The organism is Natrinema sp. CBA1119 (genome assembly GCF_002572525.1).
In the GTDB taxonomy this organism is placed as follows: domain Archaea; phylum Halobacteriota; class Halobacteria; order Halobacteriales; family Natrialbaceae; genus Natrinema.
Window position 1 is genome coordinate 3,371,370 of sequence record NZ_PDBS01000001.1, and the last position, 19,608, is coordinate 3,390,977.

At 64.1% G+C, this 19,608-nt stretch carries 16 protein-coding genes and 1 tRNA gene; 11 read left to right on the plus strand and 6 right to left on the minus strand.

Going from position 1 to position 19,608, the window contains the following annotated elements; all coding sequences use genetic code 11:
• Positions 1 to 255 precede the first annotated feature (255 nt).
• Positions 256 to 1,194, plus strand: a complete 939-nt coding sequence (locus CP556_RS16710; RefSeq protein ID WP_098726645.1) for an SDR family oxidoreductase — start codon at positions 256 to 258, stop codon at positions 1,192 to 1,194.
• A 25-nt stretch (positions 1,195 to 1,219) separates the two neighbouring features.
• Here the strand turns inward: CP556_RS16710 and CP556_RS16715 are convergent, their stop codons facing one another.
• Positions 1,220 to 1,747 carry a DUF7097 family protein gene (locus CP556_RS16715; protein WP_098726646.1) on the minus strand — a complete coding sequence of 176 codons (528 nt, stop codon included), beginning with the start codon at positions 1,745 to 1,747 and terminating at the stop codon, positions 1,220 to 1,222.
• A gap of 142 nt (positions 1,748 to 1,889) precedes the next feature.
• Between CP556_RS16715 and CP556_RS16720 the strand changes: the two genes are divergently transcribed.
• The 6 genes from CP556_RS16720 to CP556_RS26765 all read left to right on the plus strand — a co-directional run bounded on the left by CP556_RS16720 (position 1,890) and on the right by CP556_RS26765 (position 8,500).
• Positions 1,890 to 2,264, plus strand: coding sequence for a DUF192 domain-containing protein (locus CP556_RS16720; RefSeq protein WP_098727447.1), 375 nt, complete (start codon positions 1,890 to 1,892; stop codon positions 2,262 to 2,264).
• A gap of 204 nt (positions 2,265 to 2,468) precedes the next feature.
• A complete protein-coding gene (locus CP556_RS16725; protein WP_098727448.1) occupies positions 2,469 to 4,001 on the plus strand; it encodes a (R)-citramalate synthase in 1,533 nt (510 codons plus the stop codon).
• A gap of 22 nt (positions 4,002 to 4,023) precedes the next feature.
• Entirely contained in the window at positions 4,024 to 4,176 is a 153-nt protein-coding gene (locus CP556_RS27290; RefSeq protein WP_176548221.1) for a hypothetical protein, read from the plus strand.
• A gap of 380 nt (positions 4,177 to 4,556) precedes the next feature.
• On the plus strand, positions 4,557 to 6,227 hold the full coding sequence (locus CP556_RS16735; protein ID WP_098726647.1) for a right-handed parallel beta-helix repeat-containing protein: 1,671 nt from the start codon (positions 4,557 to 4,559) through the stop codon (positions 6,225 to 6,227).
• A 213-nt stretch (positions 6,228 to 6,440) separates the two neighbouring features.
• Positions 6,441 to 8,246: an asparagine synthase-related protein gene (locus CP556_RS16740; protein WP_098726648.1), complete on the plus strand. Its 1,806-nt coding sequence runs from the start codon at positions 6,441 to 6,443 to the stop codon at positions 8,244 to 8,246.
• A gap of 128 nt (positions 8,247 to 8,374) precedes the next feature.
• Positions 8,375 to 8,500, plus strand: coding sequence for a hypothetical protein (locus CP556_RS26765; RefSeq protein WP_255291487.1), 126 nt, complete (start codon positions 8,375 to 8,377; stop codon positions 8,498 to 8,500).
• Between the two features lie 67 nt (positions 8,501 to 8,567).
• Here the strand turns inward: CP556_RS26765 and CP556_RS16750 are convergent, their stop codons facing one another.
• The 4 genes from CP556_RS16750 to CP556_RS16765 all read right to left on the minus strand — a co-directional run bounded on the left by CP556_RS16750 (position 8,568) and on the right by CP556_RS16765 (position 15,192).
• The gene (locus CP556_RS16750) at positions 8,568 to 10,220 is read right to left on the minus strand and encodes a 4Fe-4S ferredoxin N-terminal domain-containing protein (RefSeq protein WP_098726650.1); all 1,653 of its coding nucleotides are present in this window, start codon (positions 10,218 to 10,220) and stop codon (positions 8,568 to 8,570) included.
• A 541-nt stretch (positions 10,221 to 10,761) separates the two neighbouring features.
• Positions 10,762 to 10,846: transfer RNA gene (locus tag CP556_RS16755), tRNA-Ser, on the minus strand.
• 156 nt (positions 10,847 to 11,002) lie between these two features.
• A complete protein-coding gene (gene ppc / locus CP556_RS16760; RefSeq protein ID WP_098726651.1) occupies positions 11,003 to 13,693 on the minus strand; it encodes a phosphoenolpyruvate carboxylase in 2,691 nt (896 codons plus the stop codon).
• A gap of 569 nt (positions 13,694 to 14,262) precedes the next feature.
• Positions 14,263 to 15,192 carry an NAD-dependent epimerase/dehydratase family protein gene (locus CP556_RS16765; RefSeq protein WP_098726652.1) on the minus strand — a complete coding sequence of 310 codons (930 nt, stop codon included), beginning with the start codon at positions 15,190 to 15,192 and terminating at the stop codon, positions 14,263 to 14,265.
• 139 nt (positions 15,193 to 15,331) lie between these two features.
• Between CP556_RS16765 and CP556_RS16770 the strand changes: the two genes are divergently transcribed.
• The 4 genes from CP556_RS16770 to CP556_RS16785 all read left to right on the plus strand — a co-directional run bounded on the left by CP556_RS16770 (position 15,332) and on the right by CP556_RS16785 (position 18,270).
• On the plus strand, positions 15,332 to 16,654 hold the full coding sequence (locus CP556_RS16770) for an MFS transporter (RefSeq protein WP_098726653.1): 1,323 nt from the start codon (positions 15,332 to 15,334) through the stop codon (positions 16,652 to 16,654).
• Between the two features lie 122 nt (positions 16,655 to 16,776).
• Positions 16,777 to 17,229 carry a MaoC family dehydratase gene (locus CP556_RS16775; RefSeq protein WP_098726654.1) on the plus strand — a complete coding sequence of 151 codons (453 nt, stop codon included), beginning with the start codon at positions 16,777 to 16,779 and terminating at the stop codon, positions 17,227 to 17,229.
• Between the two features lie 6 nt (positions 17,230 to 17,235).
• On the plus strand, positions 17,236 to 17,760 hold the full coding sequence (locus tag CP556_RS16780; protein WP_098726655.1) for a carboxymuconolactone decarboxylase family protein: 525 nt from the start codon (positions 17,236 to 17,238) through the stop codon (positions 17,758 to 17,760).
• A 153-nt stretch (positions 17,761 to 17,913) separates the two neighbouring features.
• Positions 17,914 to 18,270, plus strand: a complete 357-nt coding sequence (locus CP556_RS16785; RefSeq protein WP_098726656.1) for a DUF8119 family protein — start codon at positions 17,914 to 17,916, stop codon at positions 18,268 to 18,270.
• Here the strand turns inward: CP556_RS16785 and CP556_RS16790 are convergent.
• Entirely contained in the window at positions 18,241 to 19,473 is a 1,233-nt protein-coding gene (locus CP556_RS16790; RefSeq protein ID WP_255291488.1) for a hypothetical protein, read from the minus strand. The genes CP556_RS16785 and CP556_RS16790 overlap by 30 nt on opposite strands.
• Positions 19,474 to 19,608: the final 135 nt, after the last annotated feature.

Genomic DNA, 19,608 nt, shown 5'->3' on the forward strand with positions numbered 1-19,608 from the left:
CCGTTCAACCGCCAGCGGCGGGTGGGACTGAAAGGGGCCGGACGGCTCGAGGAACCCGGACGAAGCAAGCACTGCACTGAACGGAGTGAGGGAAGCGCGCAGCGAGTCCCGGGACTCGAGCAGTCCGGGGGCTTTCGGGCTGTCTGCTGTCTTGGAACGATCGGTCGAATCAGTCAGATATCACCCGCACCTGAAAATTACGATGAGCGCGACAAACCGTCGATACTTAGGTATCGTCTCTCGAACCGGTCACGTATGGCTACCGCTGAGGACGTCGACGGGACAGACGACGACGGGCCGGACGGAACCGTCGTCGAGGACGACCGGGGTCGCGAGACCGCGACGACCGACGAGGACCGCTATACGCGCAAGAGATCGGTCCTCATCACCGGCTGCTCCTCGGGTATCGGTCGGGCGACCGCTCGAGCCTTTCTCGCCGAGGACTGGCAGGTCTTCGCGACGGCGCGGAACGTCGACGACATCGACGACCTCGAGGAGGCGGGCTGTGAGACCCTCGCACTCGATGTCACCGATCCGGAGCAGGTCGCGTCCGTCGTCGAGGAAACCGTCGATATCGCGGGCTCGATCGACTGCGTCGTCAACAACGCCGGCTACGCCCAGATGGGCCCCCTCGAGGACGTCGCCACGGTCGACCTCCACCGGCAGTTCGACGTTAACGTCTACGGCCCCCACCGGCTCACTCGCGCCGCTTTACCGCATATGCGCGCTCAGGGGGAGGGGTGTATCGTCAACGTCTCGAGCGTCATCGGCCGGATCTCGATGCCCGGCGCGGGTGCCTACGCCGGCTCGAAACACGCTCTCGAGGCGATGAGCGACGCCCTGCGCGGGGAAGTCGACGAGTTCGGGATCGATGTCGTCGTGATCGAACCCGGGCCGGTCGAGACGAACTTCTCCGATCGGGTCGACGACGAACTCCCGGAAGACGAGCGAACGCCGGCCTACGAGTCGCTGTACGAACTGTACGACGATGCGCAGCTGGTCGGCGGCGGGAGCGGCGGCCCCTTTGCCTCCGATCCCGAGGACATCGCCGAAGCGATCCTCGAGTCGGCGACCAGCCCCGATCCACCGGCGCGGTATCCGGTCGGGCCGCTGGCGCAGTACGGCCTCTACGCTCGCTATCTGCCCGACCGGCTTCGTGACGCCGTGTACGGCATTCTCCGAAAACTGGCCTGAGTTCCGTTCCGGCACGCCGCGAACGTCATTGCTCGTCGTCGTAGCGCTCCGCCGCCGACTCGAACCCCAGTTCCGACTGCTCGCGACTCCGGCGTTCCTCGAGCGCCGCGATCGCCGCCGGATCGAGCCCGGCGTCGTCCGTGATCCGCGCCCACGAGTTGTGGACCTTGGCGTGACACCACCGACAGAGGTAGATCGTGATCTCGTGGGAGAGGGTCTCGCCGTCGCGAGCGTAGGAGAGGTGGTGTTCCTCGAGCAGCGGCCGCTCGTCGTCGTGTGCGAGTCGCTTTTCCTCGAGGCCGCAGCGAACGCACTCGCGGTCGCGGTTACGCGAGCGAAAGTGCGGGCAGTCGGCCCACGACCAGTCCGATTCGGGGTCGACGACGGGACACTCGTACTCCTCGTCCGCGCGCTCGCGAGCGAACTCGGGGTCGTGCTCGTAGTGGTCGAAGGCGTACCGGCATTTTCCCTCGCCGGTGAGATGGTCGCAGACGCCCGCGAACTCGTAGGGGTCGTCGACGCCGACCGAGGTTCCCTGCGGGGTTTTCTCCATGTGCGCGTACAGGCGGGTTACGCGCGAGCCGATGTGAATGCTCTGGCGCGCGTGCTCGAGACGACGGACCGACCGGGCGGTATCGACTCGACGATGAGCCGCGGCGAGAACACTTTTTGTGTGGGGCTTCGCACTCGAGGGCGTGCGACTCGTCCACGATCCGGCTGCCGATAGTCCGTCCGGCGACGGGACCAACCGCGAGACCCTGGCGACGACGGTCGATCTCGCGGATTCGATCGTCAGCCAGACGCGCGGACTCATGTTTCGCCGATCGATCCCGGACGACTACGCGCTGGCCTTTCAGTTCGGTTCGACCAAAACCCGTGACCTCCACATGCTGTTCGTCTTCTTCCCGATCGATGCCGCTTGGATCGTCGACGGCGTCGTCCGGCGCGTCGAGACCCTGCGGCCATGGCGGGGATTCGCTCGCGAAGAAGCAAATCTGATCGTCGAACTCCCAGCCGGCACTGCAACCGATGTCGAACCCGGCGATCGGCTGGTTCTCGAGGCCGAGTAGAACCGATGGCGACCGATCGAGAACGACCGAGACCGATCGAGCCGCGACCGGCGGATTTAAGTCAGCATGATACGTTAGCCCACAGTACAATGGCACGAGATTCCGTCTCAACGCCGCATGCCGAGGATAGAGGAAGTCGGGGCGACCCGGCTGGATGCGAAATTCTCCGACGAACGTAACCGCAGTACTCGAAACTCACCACTCTTGCCCGTACCTCACTCCCCCGAACAGACGATAGAATCGGACCGTACAGTGCGCCTTCTCGACACGACGCTTCGCGACGGCGAGCAAGCCCCGGGCGTCTCGCTTTCCCCCGACGAGAAAGTCGAGATCGCTCGCTCCCTCGAGCGCGCCGGCGTCTCCGTCATCGAAGCCGGCAGCGCCTGTACCGGTGCGGGTGAGCGACAGGCCATCTCGCGGGTGACCGACCTCGATCTGGACGCCCGCGTCACCAGCTTCTGTCGCGGAATTACGAACGACATCGACCTCGCGCTCGAGTGCGGCGTCGACGGCGTCCACATCGTCGTCCCCGCGAGCGACCGCCACGTCGAGGGCAAGGTCGGTACTTCTCGCGCGGACAATCTCGAGAAGACCGCCGAACTCGTCGCCTACGCGAAAGACCACGGCCTCTGGGTCGAGGTCATCGGCGAGGACGGCTCCCGGGCCGACCTCGACTACCTCGAGGAACTGGCGGAGGCATCCCTCGAGGCGGGCGCGGATCGCTTCTGCTTCGCGGATACCGTCGGCCACACCGGGCCGGAACATACCCACGAGGCCGTCTCTCGGCTCGCCGAACTCGGGCCCGTCAGCGCGCACACGCACGACGACCTCGGCCTGGGGGTGACCAACGCGCTCGCGGCCGTTTCGGCCGGTGCCGACCTCGTTCACTGCACCGTCAACGGACTGGGCGAGCGCGCCGGCAACGTCGCCCTCGAGGAGGTCGCGATCGCGCTCTCACACGTGTACGACCTCGAAACGCTCGAACTCGAGGGGCTGTACGACCTCGCACAGATCGTCTCGCGGGCGACGGGCGTTCAGCTCCCGCCGAACAAGGCCGTCATCGGCGAGAACGCCTTCACCCACGAGAGCGGCATCCACACCGACGGCACGCTCAAGGACGACAAGATGTACGAGCCCTACGCGCCCGAGACCGTCGGCCGGGAGCGCCGACTCGCACTCGGTAAGCATACCGGTCGCGCAGGTGTCGCGGCGACGCTCGAGGAACACGGCGTCGATGCCGACGACGACGAGGTCGCCGAAATCGCGACCCGCGTGACGGAACTCGGCGATCGCGGCCGCAGAGTCACGGACGCCGATCTGTTGGCCATCGCCGAGGACGTCACCGGCGAGGACCGCGAGCGCGTCGTCGACCTGCTCGATCTCACCGCCACCAGCGGCGGCGCGGTCCCGACCGCCAGTATCCGACTCGACGTCGACGGCGAGGAGCGCGTCGCCAGCGGTACCGGCTCCGGGCCCGTCGACGCCGCCGTCTCCGCCGTCCGCGAGGCGCTGGGCTCGATGGCCGACGCCGAACTCGAGTCCTATCACGTCGACGCGGTCACGGGCGGCACCGATGCCGTCGTTACCGTCGAGGTGACGATGGCGCGCAATGATCGTTCGGTGACGGTCGCTCGAAGCGAAGCCGACATCACCCGTGCGAGCGTGAAAGCGATGGTCGATGCGCTGGATCGACTGCTTGCGGCCGACCAGCAGCCGCTCGTACCGGCCGACGACTGACCGGGAGCGAGTCGGCTGGCGATTGAGCAACTCGTTTTTCACGATTCGGACGAGCAATTGGAGCGGCGCCGCCTGGCCGATCGCGGTCAGCCTGCCGAAAGGGATCGCTGACGACGTTCCACGAATCGAACAGGGAGACGCCCGCGAGAAACAGGGCAAGGGCGACGACGAATAGGTGAGCGACTTCGGTCGCTGAGGACGGCACACCGAGATTGAACGTCGTCGCCAGTACGGCCGCGGCCCCGATCCAGAGTCGTCCGACGATCAGTCGCTTTCGACGGTCCCTGATCGATAATTCGGCTTGCATCGCCCAAAATATATTTAATTCCATATATTTCTATTTGGGAATGTACTCCGTACGCTCGGACTGTCCAAATCGTGACTGGCTATAGCCGTCGGTTTCTCACCGACGGCGATGGGGTGGGTGACTTTTCAGATGGGACTACCTACCGACTGCCTCGGCGACCGTTGCAGGGAGGAAACGGACCGACCGATGTTCGCTGGCGTACAAGTGTCAGTAGAATAGTCATAACAAATCCGGGAATTCGTGACGGTATGCTCGTGATGGAGGAAGACAATCAAGAAGATCGATCGGGAAGCGCTATCGGTGAGACATCGCGTCGTTCGTACGTACGAATGCTCGGTGCCCTGGGTCTCGGTGGCGCTCTCAGCGGTGTCGCCGCGACGAATTCACGGAACACCGGTATCGCCGCGGCCCAGAGTCAGGAGGCCGCGACCATAGCCGTGAGCGACTCGGGAACGACGGTCGACGACGACGTGTCGCACCTCGATTTCGGAGCGTCGATTTCGGTGACCGGCACCGATACGGACACCGTCACCGTTCGCGGCGAGACAAACCCGAACGTCGTCGACGTCCGCGACGATCTCGGCGTCGAACCCGAGGCGGACGACCTGTGGGGCGCGATCGAAGATCACTACTACTCGTTCGAGCCAACGGAACGAAACCACTGTTACAAGATTCCCGCGGGAACGTGGTACGTCGACACCGACAACGTCCACTTCGACGCCCACGAATTTCTGGGAATCGTCGGCGAACCGTTCGCCGTCCTCGAAGTGACCGATCAGGACGTCGACCGTCTGATGACCGTTGGAACCATTGACACGTCGCTTCCGAACGCCCAGCGAACGATCCTTCGGAACGTTCAGGTCGACATCCGCGGCGAGTACGACGCCGGCATCTGTCGCTGGTTCACCTACAGGTACGGCCTCATCGAGAACGTCTCCATGCGCGGGCAGCGCAACAAGCGGGAACCGACCTACGGTGGTGACCTCCACACGATCATGGTCGACGGGAGGTTACCGACCACGACGAACGTCATCAGAAACTGTCACCTCGTCAACGGTGATACGTACTACGATCGGGACTCCCACTTCGGGTTCGCGATCCCCTTCGCCTCGGAGATTTACAACAGGGGGACGAACCACTGGGAGAGTTGCAAGGCGGCGGGGTACATCTCTCACGGGTTCTACCTCTCGCACGATTCCGGTCGAAACGTTCTCTCCGACTGCCACACGCACAACTGTGCCGCCGCGCACATCCGGCTCGGAACGAACGATTCGGCACGGAACTGCCGGATCTCGATGACCGAACACCCCGGGATTCCGTGGACTGGCCTCTGGCTCGATGACGGCGGGAACCAACGGATCGACGGACTGAACGTGACGAACGAGGTCAGGAAGGATACCGAATTGGTTCGGTTGACGCAGGACGGTCCAGCCCGCTTGACGAACGTGTCCCTCACCGACGAGGGAACCGACGGCCGTGCCATTCGTATCGACGACAGCGGCGATGCACAGGCGGTTTTCGATTGTTGTTCGCTGACGGATCGGACGAGCCCGTCGGTTTCCGATTACGCGGTCTCCGTCCGATCGTCGCGGGTGACGTTCACCGACTGCGAGTTCGACGTTTCGTCGCAGTCGTCAACCGATCGCCACGGACTCTTCGTCACCGACGGTGACGGCAGCATCAACCGGATCAGGATCGACGGCTGTTCGATCGATTCCGACGACGCGAGCCTCCGGTTCGCCGAGAGCGGGGCCGATCACTCGGTCGAGAGCTCGTTCTTCGACGGGCTCGTCATGAGCGATCCCGATACGGAACTCTCGAACGTGCTGTGGACGGGGAACCGCCACTACGGCGAAACCGATTTCCGCGGTCAACAGGTGCAGTGGCAGGGCGACTTCAATTTCGGGTACGAGCTCTAGTCCCGCGCTCGCCGACCGTCGGGCATCGCCGCCGACGCGCCGCCCGCGTCCGCTCGGACCCGTCGATCGGTAATCGGGAGGGCACTGCGAGGGAGTCGACCCGCTATTGCGACGCCCCGTCGCACCGACCAGTACGGTCGAATCACCGTGAGAGATCCGCTCGACGGATTTAACTGGAGGATAATAATCCCCCTCGAGTGGCACCACTCCGGTATGCCTGGAATTACGGTTCTCGGAGAGCCGACTGCCAACGATGTCGTCGACGACGTTCTCGATTCCGTTCGGTTTACCGACGCCTATCAGCGCCACGATGTCCGGACCGATGACTCCGTCGTCGCGTACACGAAGTACGATGAGTATCCGGTATCCGTGTTCGAAACGGAGTCGTCGACGGTCGTGCTGGAAGGGTATCTCTACGGTACTGCAGACGTCGACGCGGCGGTCTCGGAAGCCGCGACGCTGGTACGGGAAGGCGACACCGAGGCGCTCTCGGAGTGGGTGGCCGCCAGAGACGGCGACTTCCTGCTCCTCGTTATCGACGACGCGGACGGAACGATGTGGGCCGTAAACGACGCGTTCGGACGACTGCCGACCTATCGCGCGACGATCGACGGGACGACGGTCGTCACGCGCGAGCTCAAGGCCGTTCGGGAATTGGGGCGGGCACTCGGCGACGAACTCGAGCCCGACCCGATCGCTCTCGGGCAGTTGCTGCTCCTCGGCTACCCGCTCGGGACGCGAACGCTGTACGCGGGCGTCGAACGGCTTCCGCCGGGATCGTTGTTCGAGGTCGGCGCGGAGTCGGTGACGTCGACACACGAGTTCGAGTTCGACGTCCACGCGAACGGGAATCGAAGCGTCAAGGCGAACGCCCGGCGGCTCCGGGACCAATTCGTCGAAGCGTGCGAAAACCGCGCCAGCGTCTCCGAGGAAACGCTTATCTCCCTCAGCGGTGGCCTCGACTCGCGGGCGGCGATCGCCGGGTACACTCGCGTCGATGGGACACTGACGGCCGCGACATCGATGCGAGCCGACGGCGCGAACACTGCCGAAGTCAACGTTGCACGACAGGTAGCGAACGCGCTCGACGTTCCCTGGGAGTCGTACGTCGTCGACAGGACCGATCACCACCGCGAAGCGCTGCTCGACATGACGCAGGGAATGAACAACTTGAGCATGTCCCTGGGTCTCAACTTCGCCGAACAGGTGTCGGTGGACCATCCCCGCGCCACGTTCATCACTGGTGACGGCGGCGACAAGGCATTTCCCGACCTGACACCGTCGAAAGACGTCGATTCGATCGACGAACTCGTGGACGCGGTTCTCGACTATCAGCAGGTGTACTCGCTCGAGGACGTGGCTTCCCTCATCGACGCCGATCCGGATACGCTCCGCGCGTCGATCCGGGACAGACTCGTCTCGTATCCCGAATCCGACCACGACGGGAAGTTCGTTCACTTCCTCGTTCGCGAGCGCGGGTTCAACTACCTCAACACCGGCGAAGACCGGACGCGATACTACATGTGGTCGACGACGCCGTTTTACTCCCTCCCGTTTTTCACCGAGGCGATGGCGTGTCCGCCCGAACAGAAGCGGCGGACGAACCTCTACCGGGAGTTCCTCGCCGCGCTCGATCGGAACACCCTCGACGTCGAGTACGTCGATTACGGCGCGCCAATCAATTCCCTCGAGTACCGCGTCAAACACGCCGGCTACGAGTGGCTGTCCGAGCACCCCGAACTCAAGAAACGGGTCTTCCAGATGCTGGGGCGAGGCGGCGGCTCGTCCGGACAACCACCGACTGCCCTCGTCGACGCGACGAGCAAACCCGACGAGTTGGCCAGCCCGTTCTCGAGCGAGGCGGTCCGGCGAATCACCTGGTCGCAGGGCGGCTACAACACCCACCAGCAGTACCTCCTGCTGACGCTCGTCGCGGCCCTCTCTCAGGACGCTGCCGAGCCCGAGTCAGCAGTCGCCGATCGCGAGTGGTCCAGTCCCGCGACGATCAACCAGTCGTAACGCCACCTGCCACCCGTCTGCCGGCGAGGCTCGATAGCTATACGATCGACGCCGACGGCGCGAGCCTCCGGTTCGCCGAGAGCGGTGCGGATCGCTCCGTCGAAAGCTCGTTCTTCGGGGGAGTCGTGATGAGCGGCCTCGAGACGACGCTCTCGTCGGTGCTGTGGGTTGGCAATCGGCATTACGGTGAAACCGACTTCGGCGGCCGGCGGGAGGGATGGCAAGGCGACTTCAACGTCGGCTTTGACGTGTGAACAACTCGTTCGACTCGCTTCCGGTACGCGTCGTTCGCTCCGTGAGGATGGGGGCCTGCCCACGGCGTTAGTGTGACGAATTCGACTCTTCACCCACGCCCAAGTCCACGTCTCGGTCGACGATGCTGACGGTTTCGTCGTCGAGGGCCTTCTGTCGCACGTTGAGCATGTCGACTTCCTCGTAGGACGTCGGCCCGGGAACCTGATGGGCGTTCGGTCCGGGCTGTTTTCCGAGGTAGGTGACGTTCGGATTCGTCCCGATGTCCGCGAGGAGTTCGAACTCCTCCTCGGGGGCGTCGATGTAGTCCTCGAACCGTTCCTGCGCGACGTCCTCATTGGTGGAGACCTCGACGTCTTCGGACGGCCCCTCGAACTGATCGACCGTGAGATCGAGTCTGCGAAGGGTCTCCTCGCTGGTGAGGTCGAGCCCGTGGTCCTGAAGGGCCGCCACGACATCGAGGATCGTTTGCTCTTGCTCCGGGAGGGTATCGCCCGGCGGTGCCTCCTCCTCGTACTCCACGTTCGTAAGCTGGACCGCGACTGCGAGGGCGATCGATTCCTCGGTGAGGCCGTCGACGGCCTCGGTGACCGCGTCCAGGTTCGAGTCCACTCCCTCGAGCATCCCCGGGAGTTCGTCGGGCGACGGAAGCCCCGTACTTACCCGGATTAGCGTTCGCGCTCTGGCGGGATTGTCCTGGTAGCGCTCCGGATCGCTATTCGGATTGTTCTTGTCGCCAAATTGGATGACGCTCGGCGGACAGGCCGACTCGCATGCGGTCGTCCCGACCAGTTCCTCGCCGAAGTTACCGTCTTGACGGGGCGGATCGAAGACGCACTTCGACATGACGCCGCGGGGCGCACGGCTGCTGACCGGCCGGTCGCGGTAGTCGTAGACTGCTTCCGAATCGATCTCTTCCCGATCCACGTTGGGTTCGTCCCACTGGAAGTAGTTAACGCCGTACGGACAGGCGACCTGACAGTACCGACAACCGATGCAGACCTCGTAGTCGGTCAGTACCAGCCCGCCCCTATCGCGGGTGTGGCGGGCTGTCGTCGGACACACCTTCTCGCAGGGCGCATCCGTACAGTGCTGGCACGGCCGGACGAGGAAGTTGAAGTCGTGAACGCTGTCGTAGTTGTCGGGTTCGGGCGACTCGACATTGCCGTCCTCGAAGGCGAGGACGTACATCCAATTGGCCCCCTGATCCCAGTTGTGCTCCGCGTTGCAGGCCGTCACACAGGAGAGACAGCCGTCGCAGTGCTCGAGGTCGATCGTCATCCCCCACTGCGTCGCGTCCTCGTCGGGTTCCACTTCCCCCGGATCTTCGACGGCCGGCTCCTCCGGTTCCTGCTGGTCGACCGCACCCCACCCGAGAGCGGCGAACCCTGCACCGGCGGCCCCCTTCTTGAGCACCTCGCGACGGGACTCGTCGCCGGTAACCGACGAGAGCAGCGATCCCGACTCCTCGTCGACGTCGTCCGGGCTGGCGATCGGTCGCCCGTCCTCGCCGAACTCCTCCATTACCTCCTCGTGATAGCGCTCGTGGAACTCCTCCTCCGAGAGGTCACCTTTCGTGACCCGCATCGCGTCTCGCCCCATCTCCATCCCGAGTTCCGTGTCGTACTCGGTGTCGTCGAGCACGTCCTCGAGGTCGTCCTGCCACGCCTCGCCGAGCGGATGAAACGTCTCGTCGTCGTCCGAAGCGTCGTCGAAACTCATCGTCCCCACTGCGTCGGAACTGTTGTCTCTCGAGTAGCGATCATTGTGGCTGCGTCACTGGACATATCACAACTCTTTGCATAGTGACCATGCCTGCGAATGACGGGGGTATCCGTCCGTTTCGCGGAGCGGCTCCTGCCGCGAACCGCCTTCAGATCAGTTGATTTGAGAATCGCCAATTCTCGAACGACAACGAGCAAAGCGAGTGAGTAGCGCGGTAGGAAGACGATGAGACGGTGTTCACTAACCATTAAATAATATCAGGTCACTATTGAGAATAGTGTCGGGCGACGACTACCACCGCCGAACCGCCATCACACGGCTAGTCGTCTCACCTACCGCCGAGCCACTCCTCCGAGAGACCATGTTTCAGGTGCACGGACGAGTCGCTCCGCTCACCGTCTAACGTCGCGGAAAAGCGCCGAGAGGGAGATTCGAACCACGGTCGTTCCGCGTTGCTTCACTCCCTGATTCAAATCTCCGTGTGGGTTTCACGACGACGGACGGTTCGCTCCGCTCACCGTCATTGTCGTCGTGAAAACGCCGAGAGGGAGATTCGAACTCCCGTGTCCGTGAGGACAGTAGATTTCGAATCTACCGCCTTGGCCGGGCTAGGCTATCTCGGCTCACTTTTCTCTACTCGAGAGACGTTTTTACCCGTTTCGATCCGTGGCGCTCCCTGTGATCGGTTCACGTCCGAGACAAGCGACGGAATCAGTCGACTCGAGTGGCCGAACACGGACCGGTACCCGCTGGCGTAACGCTCGATCGCTCCGTCTCGATCAGCCAGTGTTCTTCATTCCGGCCGCGATCCCCTTGACCGTCAGCCGCAGCGTCCGTTCCTCGATGTCCGTTCGATGGGTCCGGTCGAGCAAGTAGACCTGCAACATGTTCAGCGGATCGACGTAGGGGTTCCGGCGCTCGAGGTTCTCCCCGAGCCAGTCGCGGGTGTGGAGCTGATCGCGCCGCCCGATTTCCGTGATGCAGTCGGCGGCCCGCTCGTACTCGTCGGTCACGCGGGGGAAGAACCGATCGCGAAGCGTCGGTTCGGCCAACTCGGCGTAGCGCTCGGCGATCTCGAGTTCGGTTCGGGACAGCGAGAGCGCCGCGTTGTCGAGCGTCGTTCGGAAGAACGGCCACTCCTCGTACATCGTTTGCAGCGTTTCCATCGAGCCGCCGTCCTCGAGATAGGCCTCGACGCCGCTCGCGATCGCGTACCAGCCGGGCAGGATACACCGCGACTGGGTCCAGGAGAACACCCACGGGATCGCGCGCAGGTCCTCGACGGTGCGCTCGCCCGATCGGGAGGCCGGACGAGAGCCCAGATCGAGGTCTTCGATGACCGTGATCGGCGTCGCCTGTTCGAAGTACCGGACAAAGCCCTCGCTCTCGAGGAGGTCGCGGTACTCCCGTCGCGCGGCGTCGGCCATGGTCTCCATCGCGTCGACCCACTCGTCGCGGACTTCCTCTTCCGGTTGATCCAACGCCCCCTTGCGCGCCCGGAGCTGGGCATTGAGCATCTGTTCGATGTTGCGCTCGGCGATTCGGGGATTGGCGTACTTCTCGGCGATGGCCTCGCCCTGTTCGGTAAACTTGACCTGGCCCGTCACGGTCGAGTTCGGCAGCGCGAGCAGCGCCTCGTTCATCGGGCCGCCGCCCCGGGAAATCGAGCCGCCGCGGCCGTGGAACAGCCGCATCGTCACGTCGTGGTCATCACAGATTTCGCCGAGGCGGCGCTGGTTCTTGTACAGCGACCAGTTCGCCGCCAGAAAGCCGTTCTCCTTGTTCGAGTCCGAGTAGCCGAGCATGATCTCCTGCGTGTGACCCCGCGCCTCGAGGACCTGCGAGTACGCGTCGTTCTCGAACAGCGATCCCATGATCCGCCGGGCACCCGAGAGGGCGTACTCGGTCTCGAGTAACGGCACGATGTCGATCCCGGCGTGTTCGGGTAGGGCGATGACGTCGGCCTGATCGGCCAGGAAGAGCACCTCGAGGACGTGGCTGGGTTCCTCGGTCATCGAGATGGCGTAGGTGTCGATGGCGTGGCTGCCGTACTCGGTCTGCCAGTCGGCGAGGCTGTCGAACAGCTCGAGGACGCGCGCCGAGTCGTCCGAGAGTTCCGCGGTGTCGCCGAGGTCGATCACCGACTCGTCCTGCAAGACGGCGTCGGTCAGGAACTTGACGCGGTCGGCTTCCGAGAGCTCGTGGTAGTCGATTCCCTCGGCCTCGAGCGCCTCGGCGATGGCGTCGGTGTGTTTCTGCTGGTGTTCCCTGAGGTCGAGACTCGCGAGCGAGAAGCCGAAGGTGGCGACCTGCCGGCGGATCGGGTCGACGTGGGCGTCGACGACGCTCTCGGCACCGTTGTTGCGCAGGCTCTTCGAGATGACCTCGAGGTCCGCGAGGAGGTCGTCGACCTCGTCGTAGCCCCCCGGCCGAACGTCGCCGACGCGGCGGAGTCGCTCGCGCATGAGCTTGAGCTTCTGGCGGTAGGGTTCGCCGGGGTAGCGCTCCTCGGCCGTGCGGGCGCTGCCGGGGAGGCGCTCGCGATCGCGCTCGAGGGTGGCCTGAAACTCCGAGCCGGCGTCGATCCGGCTGCCGTCCTGACTCAGGACGCCCGAGAGCCGTTTGAGCTGCTCCCGGTACTGCTCGAGAACGACCGAGCGCTGGCGCTCTAAGGTGTTCGCGGTCACCTCTGGAGTCACGTACGGGTTGCCGTCGCGGTCGCTGCCCGCCCACGAGCGGAACTCGAAGAGCTTCGGGATCTCGAGGTTCCCGGGGATCTCCTCGTCGATCGCGTCGTCGAGTTCGTCGTACACCTCGCCGACCACGTCGAACAGCGTGTTCTCGAGATACCACTGGACGTTGCGCGCCTCGTCCTCGGGTTCGGGCTGGCGATTGCGCACCTGCGGGGTCTGCCAGAGGCTCGTCACCTCGGCGTCGATATCCCGCCAGAGCTGTCCCGTTTCCTTGTCGGTCAACAGTCGTTCGTCCAGCGTCTCGAGGGACGTTGAGATCTCTCGCAGTTTGGACTTGACGGTCTTGCGCCGGGCTTCGGTCGGATGAGCGGTGAACGTCGGCTCGATCAACACGTCGTCCAAAACCTGTTTGACGGTCTCGACGTCCGCCTCGCCGAGTTCTTCGGCCGCGGTCTCGAGGCTGTCGTCGAGGGTTCCCTCTTGAGAGGCCGTGCGGATCGTTCGGACCCGCTCGCGCTCCTCGGCGAGGTTGATCAACTCGAAGTAGGTCGTGAACGCGCGGGCGACGATCCGTTGCTGGTGTGGCGACAAGTTCTCGAGTTCCGTCACGAGCGGCTCGCGGGACTCGAGCTCTCCCGCCCGGTAATCGATAGCCGCCCGCCGACACGACTCGACCGTTTCGAACGACCTGCGAGACGTCTGGTCCTCGAGGACGTCTCCGAGTAGCGCGCCGAGTTCGCGGACGTCTTGTCTGACGTCCCTGTTGTGAAGTCGCATATCGTGTGGATGTGCGTGCCGTGGTAAAAACCCCTCGCAGGTACGCTGGTCCGCTCATACATCGTTTTCCGTGATAGTTACTGGGGCCGGTATTCGACCGTTGGATACCTGCTGTCGATCTGTCCGCCCAGCGGTCTGTTGGCTAACAGTATCGCCACCACTGGGATAAAATTCACTACAGTTGTAAACAATCCTCGTCACAGCCGGACTGCGGAGAGGATATACCCACGGGAGTGGCATTCAATTTCGAACGCAGTCGAGTTGCGAATGGCGATTATTTCAATGGTGATACGATCGCACGGAGGTTGGTGGTATCCGATGATTTCGAGATCAGTCCGATCCGAGCTCGAACGATAGTAGCCACTGAAACGATTCACACACTGATCGGACAGCTGTCGGTCGAGCAGGCGTGCAATGACTTGCAGTGGCTACTATAGCGCAATCAGCCCGGCTATCGTCTGTTCGCGTAGTAACAGTACATCTACGGCGCTTCTCACCCCTTCGTTCCTCGGACTCCGATTCGAAAAACCGACAGTACTCCGATCCGTGAGAGCCGACGCAGAATCGCGCTACTGGTCCGTGTATTGTGCACAGACGCGCCGAATACCTTCCTCGAAGTCGATCTGTGGTTCCCAGCCGGTCTCCGCTCGGATCTTCGACGAATCGGCGCAGGTGTCGTGGACGTAGACCGAATCTGGAATCGGGTTCTCGACGTACTCCGCTTCCACATCGGTCCCGAGTTCGTCGTTGATCATCTCGACGACGGTCTCGAAATCGTACGCCTCTCCGGTCCCCAGATTGTAGATTCCGTCGAGTTCGTGGACTGCGGCCAGCTCGAGGCCGCGAACGATATCGGAGACGTGCGTGAAGTCCCGCGTCTGGGTACCGTCGCCGTAGAGAACGGGCGACTCGCCGTCGGCGATGTCGTCGGCGAACTGGGCGATCACGTTGGCGTACTCTCCCTTGTGTTCCTCCGCGCCGCCGTAGCCCTGATACACCGAGAAAAAGCGCATGCCGGCCGCGGACATATCGTAGTGATTCGAGAAGTATTCGCCGTAGCGTTCCCGCGCAAGCTTCGAGGCCTCGTAGCCGGTGTTGACGCTCACTGGCATGTCCTCGGGCGACGGCTCCGTCCGACTGCCGTAGATCGACGACGTCGAGGCGTAGACCACCGTCTCGCAGCCGTCCTGCCTGGCCTGTTCGACCACGTTGACGAAGCCTTCGACGTTGACTCTGGCACCCGTCGTGGGGTCCTCTTCGTGCATCGCGTACGACGATAGCGCCGCGAGGTGGAACACGATGTCGACGTTCGTCGGTAGATCGTCATCGAGGACACTCGCGTCGACGAATTCGACGGCATCGGACAGGTTTTCTGGCGTTCCCAGATAACAGTCGTCGACGACGGTCACGTCGTTCGACTCGGCGAGGTGGTTGGCCAGGTTCGATCCGATAAATCCCGCACCGCCGGTGACGAGGACGGTTTGCTCCTCGAGGTTCATACCGAAACAGCCCATTCGGTGACGCAAAGGTGTTTGGAAGTTTCCGTCCCCATGGTGGCGGGTATTCTCGGCGTCACTTCCGTCCTCGGCGGAGTCCCCCGCCGGTGGCTTAATGTGACCACATCACAAACTCAAGCTGGTGAAACCGCTCTCGAATCCGTACCACCGCCGATGGCTCGGCTGGTGCGTGCTCGTCTCGGGGTTCTTTCTCGTCAGCCTCCACCGATCGTCGACCGCGGTCCTTTCGGAACAGCTGATGCGCTCGTTCGAGACGACGGGGACGAGTCTCGGCTTGCTCCACTCGTCGTTTTTCTACCTCTACGCGGCGTTTCAGATCCCGGCCGGCCTGCTGACGGACCGGTACGGCGTGCGCGCGATCGCCACGGCGGGAACCGCAGCGATGAGCCTCGGGGCGCTCGCGTTCGGACTCGCGCCGACGTATGCGCTGGCGTTCCTCGGCCGGCTGCTGGTCGGGCTCGGGGCGAGCGTCCTGTTCGTCGCGGCGTTGCGGTTCTGTGCGAACTGGTTCCGCCCCGACGAGTTCGGGACGATGACGGGCGTGACCTTCAGCGTCGGCATTCTCGGCGGGCTGGCGGCGACGACGCCGCTGGCAATCGCCGCCTCGAGCGTCGGATGGCGCGGCTCAATGCTCGGACTGGGGGCGTTCGGAATCGCGGTCGCAGTCGGGATCGGCCTCTTTTCGCACGACTCGCCGTCCGACGCCGGTCTCCCGCCGATCGACGACGTTCCCGACAGACCGGACGTGACCTCGGCCGCGGCGCTGAAGCGATACGTCTCCGACGCGATCCGAGAGCCCGAGACCTGGCTGTTGGGCGTCATGCTCTTTTTCATGACCGGCATCGGGATCACTATTTTCGGTCTGTGGGGGATTCCCTATCTCGTCCAGACCCACGACATTTCCGTGACGGAGGCGTCGGTCTACCTCCTTGTCGGAAACATCGGGGGGATGATCGGCCCGACGCTGTTCGGCTGGCTCTCGGACCGGTCGGGGAACCGGACCGGGCTCATCGTCCTCTCGACCGTCGTTTTCGGGCTGACTTGGGGCGTCTTCGCCGCCTTCGGTACCATTCCGCTGTTGCTCGTCGGCGCGATCTTCCTCTTCTCCCGAATCCTGCGTGGCGGGATTCCGCTCGCGTTTACCGTCATCAAGGAACGCCACCCCGAGGAGGCAAGCGGGACCGTGATCGGCCTGATCAACACGATGGGATGGATCGGGGCGGCCGTCTTCCCGGTCGTCCTTGGTGCCGCACTCGACGCGTACTGGACCGGCGAGACCGTCAACGGCGCTCGCGTCTACACGGAATCCGGCTATCGCGTGGCGTTCGCCATCGCCGCGGCCGCCGGCCTGCTCTCCGCGGCCTGTGCCGTCGTGCTATCCCTCCGGACGCGAGACGAGCGCTCCCTCGAGTCAGACGCTGACGTAGAACGCTCGACGGGGTAAGCCGTTACAAGCATGGGGAACAACCGTTCGAGTTCGGCCTCACACGTTCGATCGATCCCTGTTCGCCGTCCACACTGCCTCGTCCCACAGGTTCTTGCCGATACGTAGCACACAACAGGGCAATGCGTTACTACGAGGACATCGAGATCGGCGACACCGAGGAGTTCGGCGAGTATCACGTCACGAAAGACGAGATCCTCGAGTTCGCCGAGCGGTACGACCCCCAGCCGTTCCACACCGACGAGGACGCCGCGGAGGAGTCGGCCTTCGGCGAACTGGTCGCCTCCGGATGGCACACCGCGGCGATCTGTATGCGAATGCTCGTCGACGGTCCGATACAGGATCGCGCCAGTATGGGCGCTCGCGGGGTGGACGAACTCCGGTGGAAACAGCCCGTCAGGCCCGGCGACACGCTCTCGATCCGGACCGAAATCGTGGACAAGCGCGTCTCGGAGAGCGCTCCCGAACGGGGCTACGTCGACAGCCTCCTCGAGGGAGTCAATCAGGATGGCGATGTCGTCATCTCCTGGATCGGACTCGGCATGATCGCGCGTCGGAATCCGGGGAACGACTGAGTCGCCATGGCTCGCGTCCCGCTCCTCGAGGCCGCGGACCTGCCCGAGGAGTACCGGTACCTGTTCACAGAGAACGACGTGGGCGACGCCCACATCTTTCGGGCGATGGCGAACGCGCCCGAACTCATGCGGTGGTATATGCGCTACTCGACGCGCCTCTGGGACGTGCTTCCCGAGCGGGAGCGAGAGATCGTCATCCTCGCGACGGCTCGCGCCCTCGAGCACCCCTACGAGTGGCACCAGCACGTTCGACTCGGCCGCGAGGCGGGCGTCACCGATGCGGAGATCACCGCCATTACCGACGGCGATCTCGCGGCCCTCGACGACCGGGATGGCGCACTCGTCGCCTACGCCCGCGGCGTCGCACTGGGTGATCCCCGCGATGCGGACCACGACCGGCTTCGGGCGCACTACGACGTCGGGACCGTCGTCGGCATCGCCATGCTCGTCAGCCACTACGTCGCGACGGGGCGAACGCTGGACGCCGTCGACGTCGAGCCCGAGACGGCGTTCGTCGGCTGGACGCCGTAGCCCGCGTTCACCGCACAACTCGAGGTGGCCAGAATATCGTCGGTCATCGGCTCGAGGTCGGCGAAGCCGAACCACCCCGCTTCGTTCGCGTCGGGGAGCGACGGTGGACGAACCACAAAGCGTATTTCACTGCTCCCGAACCTCCGAGCAACGGTGACTCGAACGGAACTCGGTTCCGACGAATCGGACCGCAACGTCGCTGAATCCGGCCGGGACGATCGGCCGCTCCTCGAGTCACGACGCCGCCGATTGATCGCCTACTGCCGGCACAACGGGGAACGAATCTGTCGCGATACGGCTGTACTCGTCGCCTGGGCGCTGGTGATGACGATCTGGATACAGGGGTTCGGCCTGCCGCGCTGGCTGTGTTACGTCGTTACCTTCGTGGGTGTCGTCGGCTACACGCAGGCGACGACCTCGTGGACGCGTCCGTACGTGAGCCCCGACGATTTCGGGGGGCGATCCGCGGACGGGCGACCGTTACAGAAACCGGAGCAACGGCACGAGTAGCGTGACGCCCCAGAGGAGCGCCCCCATTCGCACGAAGCCGTGATCCTCTGGATCGATTCGTTCCGCGTGCGACGCGCCGACGGCGATGAAGCCAAGCGCGATCGCCGTCGAGAACCGGTGGACGAAGACGGTAACCGGTAATCGAGTCACGCCCAAGGCGGTGTAATCGAGCAGGATCGCCGTCGCGAAGCCGACCGATCCGGCCGCGAAGGCCGTCGGCCGATCGAGCGGGCGGGCGAAGTAGTACGTACAGACCGGTAATCCGACGACGAGCAGCGGGTAGAACGCGCCCGCGACGAATCGCGGATCGAGATCGCCGAGCCGAGCCTCGACGGCGATCGCGCCGAACCGGACGAAGAGGTAGAGCCCGATCAGCGCACCGGCCAGCACGAACGCGTGTCGAACGCGCGGGGAAACCAGCGCTCGAGGTTCGGTCCGCGATGTTACGTGGCCAATGAGCATCGCGCCGGGAAGGAGCCCGAGCATCGCGAGGTGAACCGGCGGGCCACCTTCGTCGCTGTCATCGCCGGCGTCGCCGTTCAGATCGATGATCGTTATCCAGCCGTCGGAATCGAAGCCGCGGTCGTTTCCCAGATGGTCGCGCGAGACGCTCGAGACGTATCGGCGATCCATGAACTCGCGTTCGACGTATCGCTGGGAGTCCTCGGCGCTGGTGACCGTGTGGCTGAGCCGAAACCAGTCCCAGTGTTCCCGGTGGGCTTGCATCGCCGTCCACTGGTCGTCGCTGTCAGGGGACGCGTAGGCACGAATGTGGTGACGCGAGCCGAGGTACTCGCCGTCGTGTACCTGGTAGCTCTCGTCGAGCCACGTCCCGCCGGTCGGATCGTCGCCCGTGGCGACGTAAGCGTACCGAGTCGAGCCGTCAGCGCTCCCCCAGGCCGTTTCCGTCCCGACGACGTCCTCGGCCGCCGTCGCGCTGACGTCTTCCTGTTCGGGTGCGGTTTCGTTCCAGCCGCCGCGGCTTCGCTCCTCGAGATGGCGACGCGTCTCCGCCGGATCGCCAGCGACCACCACGTTGATCGCGAGCGTCCGCTCCTCGAACGTCGTCGCACTGCTCGTGTACGGCCACAGCGACGAATCCTCGTCCACCGTCACCAACTGCTCCTGTCGATCGACCGCGGTGTCGCTCGAGGACGATGTCGCGGTCGATCCGAGGACAAGCACGACGAGTACGAGGGCCAACGCCCCCAGCGCGATCAGCGTCCGTCGATCGATGGTCGGTCACCTCCGTCGGTACGTGTTCGAGTTGACATCGTAGCGAGCGACGGGTCCGGTCCCGTCCGTTGCGTTACGTGCCACCCTGTCCGTTTCGCATAT

Coding starts and splice junctions, on each gene's coding strand:
- ppc (WP_098726651.1), bottom strand. CDS start 13,693: ATGCGACTTCACAACAGGGACGTCAGACAAGACGTCCGCGAACTCGGC.
- CP556_RS16780 (WP_098726655.1), top strand. CDS start 17,236: ATGGCTCGCGTCCCGCTCCTCGAGGCCGCGGACCTGCCCGAGGAGTAC.
- CP556_RS26765 (WP_255291487.1), top strand. CDS start 8,375: ATGAGCGGCCTCGAGACGACGCTCTCGTCGGTGCTGTGGGTTGGCAAT.
- CP556_RS16735 (WP_098726647.1), top strand. CDS start 4,557: ATGCTCGTGATGGAGGAAGACAATCAAGAAGATCGATCGGGAAGCGCT.
- CP556_RS16710 (WP_098726645.1), top strand. CDS start 256: ATGGCTACCGCTGAGGACGTCGACGGGACAGACGACGACGGGCCGGAC.
- CP556_RS16740 (WP_098726648.1), top strand. CDS start 6,441: ATGCCTGGAATTACGGTTCTCGGAGAGCCGACTGCCAACGATGTCGTC.
- CP556_RS16765 (WP_098726652.1), bottom strand. CDS start 15,192: ATGAACCTCGAGGAGCAAACCGTCCTCGTCACCGGCGGTGCGGGATTT.
- CP556_RS16775 (WP_098726654.1), top strand. CDS start 16,777: ATGCGTTACTACGAGGACATCGAGATCGGCGACACCGAGGAGTTCGGC.
- CP556_RS16750 (WP_098726650.1), bottom strand. CDS start 10,220: ATGAGTTTCGACGACGCTTCGGACGACGACGAGACGTTTCATCCGCTC.
- CP556_RS16715 (WP_098726646.1), bottom strand. CDS start 1,747: ATGGAGAAAACCCCGCAGGGAACCTCGGTCGGCGTCGACGACCCCTAC.